General features: G+C 50.3%; 9 protein-coding genes. 6 read left to right on the top strand and 3 right to left on the bottom strand.

Going from position 1 to position 10219, the window contains the following annotated elements; all coding sequences use genetic code 11:
• Positions 1-281 precede the first annotated feature (281 nt).
• From glmS to H6F75_RS15400, 5 genes are all read left to right on the top strand, one after another.
• The gene (gene glmS / locus H6F75_RS15380; RefSeq protein ID WP_190753350.1) at positions 282-2189 is read left to right on the top strand and encodes a glutamine--fructose-6-phosphate transaminase (isomerizing); all 1908 of its coding nucleotides are present in this window, start codon (positions 282-284) and stop codon (positions 2187-2189) included.
• Between the two features lie 85 nt (positions 2190-2274).
• Positions 2275-2691, top strand: coding sequence for a XisH family protein (locus tag H6F75_RS15385; protein WP_190753351.1), 417 nt, complete (start codon positions 2275-2277; stop codon positions 2689-2691).
• Positions 2679-3014, top strand: coding sequence for a XisI protein (locus tag H6F75_RS15390; protein ID WP_190753352.1), 336 nt, complete (start codon positions 2679-2681; stop codon positions 3012-3014). The genes H6F75_RS15385 and H6F75_RS15390 overlap by 13 nt, the downstream gene beginning before the upstream one ends.
• A 78-nt stretch (positions 3015-3092) precedes the next feature.
• On the top strand, positions 3093-3431 hold the full coding sequence (locus tag H6F75_RS15395; RefSeq protein WP_190753353.1) for a hypothetical protein: 339 nt from the start codon (positions 3093-3095) through the stop codon (positions 3429-3431).
• A 272-nt stretch (positions 3432-3703) separates the two neighbouring features.
• Positions 3704-4663, top strand: coding sequence for an HNH endonuclease (locus tag H6F75_RS15400; RefSeq protein WP_190753354.1), 960 nt, complete (start codon positions 3704-3706; stop codon positions 4661-4663).
• A 766-nt stretch (positions 4664-5429) separates the two neighbouring features.
• On the opposite strand, the gene fabF is transcribed toward H6F75_RS15400, so the two are convergent.
• A complete protein-coding gene (gene fabF / locus H6F75_RS15405) occupies positions 5430-6692 on the bottom strand; it encodes a beta-ketoacyl-ACP synthase II (protein WP_190753355.1) in 1263 nt (420 codons plus the stop codon).
• Between the two features lie 76 nt (positions 6693-6768).
• Here fabF and H6F75_RS15410 point away from each other — a divergent pair, with 76 nt between their 5' ends.
• Positions 6769-7380, top strand: coding sequence for a TetR/AcrR family transcriptional regulator (locus H6F75_RS15410; protein WP_190753356.1), 612 nt, complete (start codon positions 6769-6771; stop codon positions 7378-7380).
• 194 nt (positions 7381-7574) lie between these two features.
• On the opposite strand, the gene H6F75_RS15415 is transcribed toward H6F75_RS15410, so the two are convergent.
• Both H6F75_RS15415 and thrS read right to left on the bottom strand, forming a co-directional pair.
• Positions 7575-8306 (bottom strand): class I SAM-dependent methyltransferase, encoded by a 732-nt coding sequence (locus H6F75_RS15415; protein WP_190753357.1) that lies wholly within the window; start codon positions 8304-8306, stop codon positions 7575-7577.
• Between the two features lie 84 nt (positions 8307-8390).
• Positions 8391-9632, bottom strand: a complete 1242-nt coding sequence (gene thrS / locus H6F75_RS15420) for a threonine--tRNA ligase (RefSeq protein WP_190753358.1) — start codon at positions 9630-9632, stop codon at positions 8391-8393.
• Between the last annotated feature and the right edge of the window lie 587 nt (positions 9633-10219).

The raw sequence follows: 10219 nt of genomic DNA on the forward strand, positions 1-10219 counted from the left end.
AGGCCAGGGTCAGGCTTAAGAAGTTTCAAGATTGCATCCCCACGACAAAAGTCCTCTCAAATTGAAGAATTTGGGGGGACAGATAGCGCTTGGCAGGCCACTAAGACGCTTTGTACCCTGCTAAGGTTTTGCCCCCTGCTCCCCAATGTTTTGGGGTTCTAAAATGCCCTACCGATCTCACCCGCCGAGACAGCGTGTATTCTAGAGTGTCAGTCTGACCCGAGACACCCGCCCGTACCCAGGCAGTTACCCCCCAGGCAGTTACCTAAGGAGACAACGCTATGTGTGGCATCGTGGGATACATTGGCACCCGGCCCGCCGCCGACATCCTCATGGATGGCCTGCGTAAGCTTGAATATCGCGGCTACGACTCTGCCGGGCTCGCCACCGTGCTCGAAGGCGAGCTGCACTGCGTGCGCGCCAAGGGCAAACTGCAAAACCTGCAAGACAAGCTCGACGGCGAAGAAAATCCCGCCCGCCTGGGCATTGGCCACACCCGCTGGGCCACCCACGGCAAGCCCGAAGAATATAACGCCCACCCCCACCGCGACGGCAGCGGGCGTCTGGCCGTGGTGCAAAACGGCATCGTTGAAAACTACCGCGAGCTGCGCGAAACCCTCAAGGCCCTAGGCCACGAGTTTACCTCCGACACCGACACCGAGGTGGTGCCCCACCTGATTGAGTCGCACCTGAGCCAGCTCAACACCGACGATACCCAGGGCCGATCGCCTCTGCTAGAAGCTACCCGCCGCGCCTGTCAGCAGCTGCACGGGGCCTTTGCCCTGGCAATTGTCTCTGCTGACTATCCCGACGAGCTGGTGGTGGTGCGCCAGCAGGCCCCACTAGTGATTGGCTTTGGCCAGGGCGAATTTTTTTGCGCCAGCGACACCCCGGCGATCGTGCCCCACACCCGCGCCGTGCTGCCCATGGAAAATGGCGAGCTAGCCAGCCTGACCCCCCTGGGGGTAGAGGTGTATAACTTCGCGGGCGATCGCCAGCGCAAGCACCCCATCACCCTGAACTGGAACCCCATCATGGTGGAGAAGCAGGGGTTCAAGCACTTCATGCTCAAGGAGATCTATGAGCAGCCCGGCGTCGTGCGCACCGCCCTCGAAACCTACATCAACAGTGCCTGGACAGTGGATAGTGCCAATACTCCCCTGTCGCCCATTAGCCTGAGCCTGCCCGACGACCTGCTCGATGGCCTGGAGCATCTACAAATTGTCGCCTGCGGCACTAGCTGGCACGCCGCCCTAGTCGGCAAATACCTGATCGAAAACTTAGCTAACCTGCCCGTGATGGTGCAGTACGCCTCCGAGTTTCGCTACTCGCCGACGCCGCTGATACCCAACACCTTGACCATTGGCGTCACCCAGTCGGGCGAAACCGCCGACACCCTGGCCGCCCTCGAAATGGAGCAAGACCGCCGCGCCGCCCACCCCGACCCCCGCTTTGCCCCCCGCATGGTGGGCATCACCAATCGGCCCGAAAGCTCGCTGTCACGGCTAGTGCCCCACATCATCGACACCCACGCGGGTATTGAGATCGGCGTCGCCGCCACCAAAACCTTCACCGCCCAGGTGATGGCCTTTTACTTCTTGGCGATCGAGCTGGCCTACCGCCGCCAGACCCTAACGGGCGATCGCATCGAGGCCATTCTCAACGGTCTGCACCAGCTGCCCGCCTACATTGAGCAGGTGCTCGAAAGCCAGGAGCGCTATATCGAAGAGCTAGCCCACGAGTTTAACGAAACCCAGGACTTCATCTTTTTGGGTCGGGGCATCAACTTCCCCATTGCCCTCGAAGGGGCGCTGAAGCTCAAAGAGATCAGCTACATTCACGCCGAGGGCTACCCAGCAGGCGAAATGAAGCACGGCCCGATCGCCCTGCTCGATGCCAAAGTGCCAGTAGTGGCGATCGCCATGCCCGGCAGCGTCTATGACAAGGTGCTCTCTAACGCTCAGGAGGCTAAAGCCCGCGATGCCCAGCTGATTGGCGTGGTGCCCATGAATGACACTGATGCCCAGGAAACCTTCGATCGCCTGCTGCCGGTGCCCGTGGTCGATGAGCTGCTGTCGCCGATTGTGGCGGTAATTCCGCTGCAACTGTTGGCCTACCACATCGCCGCCCGGCGCGGGCTAGACGTCGACCAGCCTCGTAACCTCGCAAAAAGCGTAACGGTAGAATAGGCCAAGATGGCAAGGTTCTTGAGGAATCTTGCCATCTCAAATAATTTGAGGATGCTGTTCTCACCAGCTTTGTACAGCGACGTTCATGGCAGCAAGAGATCTTTTTCACACGGCAGTGAAACATGGTCTTGAGAAAGACCAGTGGCGTATTTCTAGCGATCCTCTAGAGCTGGATTGGGAAGAAGTCAAAGTTAAAATTGATTTGGCGGCTGAACGGTTGATTGCGGCAGAACGAGGCGAAGAAAAAATTGCCGTAGAGATTAAAAGCTTTATTAGCCCATCTCCAGTGAGCGATTTTCATACTGCTTTAGGGCAGTTTTTGAACTACAGAATTATGCTAGAGGTTAAAGAGCCCGAGCGTGAGCTTTATCTGGCGATACCGATAGATACCTACGAGACATTTTTTCAAAGTCGTTTTGCTCAGACGGCTGTGGAGCGTTACCAGCTTAAGCTCATCGTCTACAACCCAATCTCAGAGGAGATTGTCAGATGGATAAGTTAGAGCATTATCGAACATGCATTCAAGAGCTGCTAGAGCAGCATAGTCAGTACAAAACTCAGGAAAAAGAGGTCGATAATATACTTGTGTTTGATACGACGCGTGACCACTACCAGTTGATGCGCGTGGGCTGGAAGGGGTTAAGTCGGGTTTACCATACGGTGCTTCATTTCGACATTGAGGATGGCAAAATCTGGCTTCAGCAAAACACAACGGATATTGATGTTGGCCAAGAACTCGTCGATATGGGTGTTGCTAAGGAGGATATTGTTCTTGGTTTGCATCCTAGCTACAAGCGCCCCTATACGGGTTATGGAGTCGCCTAGAACCCCAATCGCGCAGATGAGCTATTCTGGGAGACTATATTTGAGATACGAGGCCGAAGTGTTAGGAGCTAGCTGATCATGCCGAAGAAGAAAACTGCGTCAGTTGTCGGAACCTGGCACATCTACGAAATGGAACTATGGGATGAGAATTATTTCAATATGGAGGTGCAGGCCTACATCACGATCAACCTAAGTGGGATTGGAGATTTTCAATTCGGCTTGGTCGCGGGAGGTTTGGATGGAGAGTTTGTCCGAGAGGGCGACTCTGAACGATTTGAGTTCAACTGGGAAGGTAATGATGAGTGTGATGAAGCCTCTGGTAGTGGCTGGCTCAGGTCAAAGTCAGCTGATGAGGTAGAGGGGAGCATTAAGTTGCATGGGGGCGATCGCTCTGCCTTTGCCGCCCGGAGAGCTTGATAGTTTGATCGCCGCCTTCAGAACAGCGCGTTTGCTGCACAGATCAGATATGAATCACTGCTAGAGACGGATGAACCGATTGCCTGGAATGGGCGATCGTACTTGTCAATAGTTTGTAGGTTGCTGCGGTTAGCCAGGTGAGTTTGGCGGAAGTTAAGGAATTTTCACTAACCGATGAATTTCAAGACCGCTGGGCTACTTTAGAGAGGCCTAGGCCCTGTATATAGAAAGGCTGAAGGAAACTGGTGCTAGATGCCCCCTCTGGCTAAACGATGCCGAAAGACCTGCAATACTACGCCAAGAAGTTCGCGAAGCTGAACGTCAATAAGCATCGAGAGCGGGGGGCTGCACCTCACAAGCCTGTGCTGTTGATCTCAGTGATGGAGCTGATCGAGCAGGGCAAGATTCGGTTAAATCAGGTGCCGCTGTCGCCAGAGCTAATCTCGACGTTTTTGAAGTATTGGCGCAGTTTGGTCAGAACCGATCATCGCTCGGATGTTTCACTGCCGTTTGTGCATTTGACGGGGGATGGGTTTTGGCACCTGGCGTTTTACCCCGATAGTGAAACGGCAACACCGACGGGGTTGGGCCGCAAAGGGGTGACGGCGGTGCGGCGCATTGTGCAATATGCGTGGTTGGACCCGGAGTTATTTGCAATATTGCAAGACCCAGGGCAGCGGGTGATTTTGCTGCGGGTGCTGATCGATAGCTGGTTTGCGGGGCGCTCATCTCAGATTGAGCAGCTATCATTAATCGATGAATTTGAGTCGGTGAAAACTCAGCTTTTGCGGGAGGGTGGCGCGACTTATAAGGTCGAAGATCTGAAGGATGAAGAGAATATCGTCGTCAGGAATGGGGCATTTCGCAAGATTGTGGTGTCGCTCTACGACCAGCGCTGCGCGTTTTGTGGGTTGAGCATTATTAGCGCTGATGGCCAAGACATTGTGGATGGTGCCCACATTAAGCCGTTTTCTGAGTTTAGGGATGATCGCTTTGTAAACGGGCTGGCACTCTGCAAGAACCACCACTGGGCGTTTGACCACGGTTGGTTTGGAGTGGATGACGACTACCGAATTTTGATTCCACCGGAGCGATTTGCGGAAGAGCCTGCGGTGGAGAGCAGAGAGATGGTGGCGTTTAGGGGAGAGGCGATTGGGCTACCGAGAGAAAGAGAGTATAGGCCGAGTCTAGAGGGGTTGAAGTGGCATCGGGAGAGGTGGGAGATGGGATAAAAGGTCTGTCCTTCAAATGCTTTTACCAAAAGCCAGAGGATCAAAAGCCCCTATCTCAGCCCTTATCAGCTCTCATTAGTGGCTAAAGTCTACTTCTTAGCTGCTAACGCTTATTGCCTAAAGCTTAAGACACAAATAAACCAGATTAATGCCTACTCCTTAGCCGCTAAGCAGTTCTGCTTAAGCATAAGTATAGTTCTCCAAAGCAGCTCAGGAGTTCTCGTTGGCCACAAAACAGTTCTCCTTAACAGCTTATGAGTTCTGAGGAGATAGTATGCCCCGACTATGGCCAGGTATGTTAAGTAAACGGACAACTTCGGTGATGGCGATAGACCTCTACTCTCGCCCCTTATAAACCTGGAAAATCCTCTGTACGAGTGGGTTTCGATGTAGCTCCTCTCAACGAATCAGTGCCGCAGATGGTCGGTAAAGTAGAACTTCAAACTGGCAAAGTATGCCGCTTTCCGGGTTAATGGAAGGAAAGCCTCAGAATATGGGAGAAACCGTGAGCAGGCCATATAGCAACCCGGCTAATCGCGCGCGCAGGCAACTATTCAACCCGCAAGCATCCAGTAGGTTAAGGCCATTGAGCACTCAGTTTGATCGATAGACACTTCAGCTACCTCCTAACAGTGTCATTCATCCTATGCAAAGTTGATATTTTAAGGAACAGGTTGATTGCAGGCGGTCTAACGGAATAGTTGAGCGGCAATAGGTAACTTTGGCTAAACAGCTAGGACAGTTTGCTCGCCGCTCCAACGAAGTGTTAGGTGTCGGACGAAAACTTTTGAAAGACAACTGTTGTGTTGTGCCCTCCAAAACCAAAAGCATTGGATAAGGCTACGTTTACCTCACCTGCTTGGGGTTTTGACAACGTATAATCGAGGTCAAGATCTGGACTGAGAGTCTCCACATTAATAGTTGGAGGAATCACGTTATATTGAATTGCAAGAATACTAGCAATCGCCTCAATCGCACCCGCGGCTCCTAGTAGATGTCCAGTCATACTTTTGGTTGCAGATAGCTTCATCTGAGCTGCATAAGTTCCAAAAATTTGCTTGATTGCATTTGACTCAGCTACATCTCCCAACTGTGTTGAGGTTGCATGCATATTGATGTAATCCACCATTTGAGGGGCTATGTTTGCGTCTTGAAGTGCCCGTTGCATAGCTAAGACTACCCCTACACCTGATGGATCAGGTGCTGCATAATGATACGCATCAGAAGAGGCTCCAAACCCTAATACTTCTGCGTAAATCTTGGCACCTCTTGCTTGGGCGTGGCTGCGTGTCTCAAGGATAATCGTCCCTGCGCCCTCACCGACTACAAATCCATCACGATTAATATCAAAGGGACGACTCGCTGTTTTAGGCTCATCATTGCGTCCGGAAAGGGCACGCATGGCTGCAAAACCGCCTATCCCTAGTGGTGTAATAGGGGCTTCACTTCCACCACAAACGATAACATCAGCGTAGCCCTGCCGCAGCAGCAGCACCGCATCTCGAATCGCATCATTCCCAGTTGTACAGGCAGAAGTAACGCCATGATTAGGACCCTTGAGTCCATAGCGCATCGCTATCATTGCAGATGCCATATTACCGATCATCATCGGGATCATGAACGGTGATAGTGCATTAGCTCCCTTTTCCAATAGCACCCTAGCTTGCGTTTCTAACACTTGCAATCCACCGATGCCTGAGCCAAAGACCACACCCACGCGATCGCGTTCTTCTTTGGAAAACCCACTCAGCTCAAGCCCAGCATCCTCGACGGCTTGTTGAGCCGCTGCCAGTGCATACTGGCAAAACAAATCGAGCCTTCCGGCCTGCTTTCGTTCCATATAGTTCAAGGGATCAAATCCCTTCACTTCGCAAGCAAAGCGAGTTTTGAAGGAACTGGCATCAAAACGGGTAATTGGGGCAGCACCGCTCTCTCCGCGCATCATGGCTTTCCAGAAGGTGTCTACTGAGAGACCAATCGGGGTTACTGCCCCCAGTCCTGTCACTACAATCCGCTCTTGGGTTTGCATAGGCGATTAGAAGATTACAACTCTAGCTGGCTTTACTGTAGTATAATACCGACCAATCGGTATTTTTTGAAATCTCATGGGTAAAGGCGACAAAACTCGGCAAGACATTCTTCACAAGGTCGCTGTCCTTTTCAATGAGCAGGGCTATGGGGCAACGTCCATGCACGATATTACACGGGTGACAGGCATTCAGCGGGGAGGGATCTACAACCACTTCGACAGTAAAGAAGAGTTAGCCGTAGAGACATTCGAGTATGCTTGCTCTGTCTTGGCTCAACGGTTGAGGCAAGGTATCAGCCGTCAGAAAACCGCCTTTGGTCAGTTAAAAGCGATCGCAACCAGCTTTGCCGAACTTTATACTCAGAATTCGCTGTTCCCTTGTGGCTGTCAGGTACTTAACACGGCTGTTGAAGCGAAGCGGCAAATGCTCCCCCTGCGGCATAAAGCACAAGAGGCGATGAGCCAACTCAAAAAACTAATTGTGCAAACAATGCTTGAAGCGATCGAGCAAGGTGATTTACCAAATTCTATTGATACTGATGCTGTAGCAGCAATTTTTATATCAACGTTGGAAGGAGCAATGCTGTTGAGCGTTTTATACGATGACTCGACCTATCTTGATCATGCGGTTAGGCATCTCCACTGGTATATTGACACCTTGGCGCTAGATTCACATTCTTCTATATGAAGAAAAGCTTTACTACATGCGAGCGGAAAAGCTTTCAATGCGAAATCCGCTACAGTCTTCTTTGAATCACTTCCTTAAGCAAGAACCTGAATGCACCTAACGTTGCAGTTGAGTGGTGGCAAATAACTTCCGCATCCACACCAGCAGCTTTCAAAAGCCGCTTCAACTGAATTGTTAGATTGCACAGCTACAGTTTAGATTTTCTGAGCAGCAACGCATATCATTCCATTAATTGTTTCATTCCGAACCACTTGAAATCCTTCTTTTTGTAGCTGATCAAAAATCCAGTTTTTATTGATGCGTAATTTCGGATAAGAACTAACATTCAATATCCATTGTTCTCCATCCTTTCGATAGAGTAGGTCGTAAACTTCCACAAAGTCTTCATGATACTCAAGAAAACAGGTGAGAATTGTAGACTCATCACTTCGGACAGGGATAAAACGCTGTGTTCCGCTAAGCTCTGTAGAAGCGTAGTCACGGAAAGTCAAAATCAGTTTACCATCTTTAACCAATGCACGTTTTACGTTTAAGAGCAAAGACTGGACTGAACTCAATGACTCCAAATGTGTCAGCGTGTCGCCCATGCAAACAATGACCTGCGCTTGCTCTTCGACATGCTTGGAGAAATTAAGAATGTCGTCATGAACCGTGCGGACAGGAAGATACTTGGCACGAGCACTCAATTCTGACAATAACGCTGCACAAAAATCCACAGCAACGACTGAAAATCCCAACTCTGCTAATGGAATAGATTGAAATCCCGATCCTGCTCCTAAATCGATGGCTAATCCCCGCGGTGTTGAATCAAGTCCAAGCTGACAGAAAAGGTCATGATTGAGTTTAAGTACCGTTTCTGGAGCGCCCGCCATCCAACTGTAAACAGAGGCAATCTGCTGATCATAGTGCTCTTTCGCTGTGTTCATTCTTCAACTCGATAATCTGATAACACTTCAGGTATAACCTCTAAATCTTGTTGCAGCTTGCGATTGCGCATCTTCTTCTGGCAATCAGGGTGAGAAACCTAAGCTCGGCATGGCAAGATCTGCCAACATAAACTCAAGTTGAGCAAGGCTGATTTCTTGTTGTTCGACAGCACCCAAACATCGAAGATTCAACGTTTGGCTCTTGGCTTCCTGCTCACCCACAATCGCAATTAACGGAACCCTGTGTTTAGAAAGATCCCGAATTTTCTTACTAATTGTTCGATCTTGATTGTGAAGTTCTACTCTAATCCCCAGGTGCTTGAGCCGAGAGAAAATCGTTTCTGCCCAGACCGATGCCTTATCAGAAATAGAGGCGATCGCAATCTGTGTCGGGGCAGCCCAAACGGGAAGGACACCGCGATGGTGTTCTAACAAAATGCCGATCCACCGCTCTAGCGACCCTAAAATTGCCTGATGCAGCATGACAGGGCGTTCTAGTTCCCCCCGTTCATTCACAAACGCTAACTCAAACACCTGAGGAAGGTTGAAATCAATTTGAAACGTGCCACACTGCCACGATCGCCCCAACTGATCTTGCAAACTAATTTCGAGTTTTGGCCCATAAAATGCTCCTTCATTTGGAGCTAATTGGTAGCTGTGCCCGAGTGATTGAACCGCTTCGACTAACAACGACTCAGCGCGATCCCAGAGGTGATCAGAGCCAAGCCGTTGCTCAGGTCTCAGAGAAACTTGCAAGGAAAAGTGGTCATAGCCAAAGGCAGCGTACACCTGCTGCACCATTTTGAGGAAATTGCTAATTTCATGCTGCACATCAGATTCTCGGCAGAAGATATGAGCATCATCCTGAACAAACTGTCGTAGTCGCATACAGCCTGACAAGGTTCCAGAGAGTTCATTGCGATGACACATGCCAAACTCCATCAATCGCATCGGATGCTCTCGATAGCTGCGCTTGTGGGACTGATAAATAGCGATGTGGGCAGGGCAAGACATGGGCTTGAGCGCATAGTCAGGGTTGAGGATGGATTGAGCTGAGTCATTGTTTGCGTCTGACTCTCCACTACCCACCACAAACATGCCTTTGCGAAATTTTTCCCAATGCCCTGAACGTTCCCAGAGTGATCGGCTCAGCGCAATGGGCGATCGCACTTCTTCAAAGTTATAGGCTTGATAAACCTGTCGCATCAAGTTTTCAATGCTGCGAAAAAGCTGAAATCCTTGAGAGTGCCAAAATACCATTCCCGGACTATGCTCCTCAAAATGAAACAAGTCCATATCTCTTGCAAGTTCACGGTGATCCGCCATTTTAGTTTCTCCTGATGTAAAAGTAATTTGGCAACAAAAAACCCTCCACTCTTGACTCGGAGGGTTTAGAAAAAATTGCGTATGCAATCTAATCGTCACGTCCCTCCTGGCGTGATGGTAGTGGTGGTATTAGTAGTTATTACAAGCAGCATTGTCAGCAACATGAGCATTCCTTTCCATTCAAAAACATTGCCCCCCAGATTTTGTCTGGAGGGCAACTAAAGTAGTAAGACTGTGTTTGTGTGCAGCGCCTTACGACCCTCCTAGATGGATAGTTGGGGTAGTAGTGGTAGTAAGGGCGATCGCTACTCTCATGGCGGGAGAAGTTCTGTTTTGATATATCTTCTCTAACTCAATTCTCTAGAAAATGTCAAGTACTTAGGAAAACTGAACAATATGTTTAGCAGGCTAACGGTGAAGTTGTGCGGCGGCAGATCACCTTGAGTGACCACTAATAAACTCTGTACCATCCGCACCAACGCAATGCGTACGTCCAGCATGGGCGTGAACTAATGGGGTGAAAGTGCCCTGTGGAAGAACCAGCCATCCAAATGCTCGAAAGTCGCAGGAGCCAAGAGATGGACAAC

The sequence above is a fragment of the Nodosilinea sp. FACHB-131 genome (genome assembly GCF_014695395.1).
Lineage (GTDB): Bacteria > Cyanobacteriota > Cyanobacteriia > Phormidesmidales > Phormidesmidaceae > Nodosilinea.

Coding starts and splice junctions, on each gene's coding strand:
- fabF (WP_190753355.1), bottom strand. CDS start 6,692: ATGCAAACCCAAGAGCGGATTGTAGTGACAGGACTGGGGGCAGTAACC.
- thrS (WP_190753358.1), bottom strand. CDS start 9,632: ATGGCGGATCACCGTGAACTTGCAAGAGATATGGACTTGTTTCATTTT.
- H6F75_RS15385 (WP_190753351.1), top strand. CDS start 2,275: ATGGCAGCAAGAGATCTTTTTCACACGGCAGTGAAACATGGTCTTGAG.
- H6F75_RS15400 (WP_190753354.1), top strand. CDS start 3,704: ATGCCGAAAGACCTGCAATACTACGCCAAGAAGTTCGCGAAGCTGAAC.
- H6F75_RS15390 (WP_190753352.1), top strand. CDS start 2,679: ATGGATAAGTTAGAGCATTATCGAACATGCATTCAAGAGCTGCTAGAG.
- H6F75_RS15395 (WP_190753353.1), top strand. CDS start 3,093: ATGCCGAAGAAGAAAACTGCGTCAGTTGTCGGAACCTGGCACATCTAC.
- glmS (WP_190753350.1), top strand. CDS start 282: ATGTGTGGCATCGTGGGATACATTGGCACCCGGCCCGCCGCCGACATC.
- H6F75_RS15410 (WP_190753356.1), top strand. CDS start 6,769: ATGGGTAAAGGCGACAAAACTCGGCAAGACATTCTTCACAAGGTCGCT.
- H6F75_RS15415 (WP_190753357.1), bottom strand. CDS start 8,306: ATGAACACAGCGAAAGAGCACTATGATCAGCAGATTGCCTCTGTTTAC.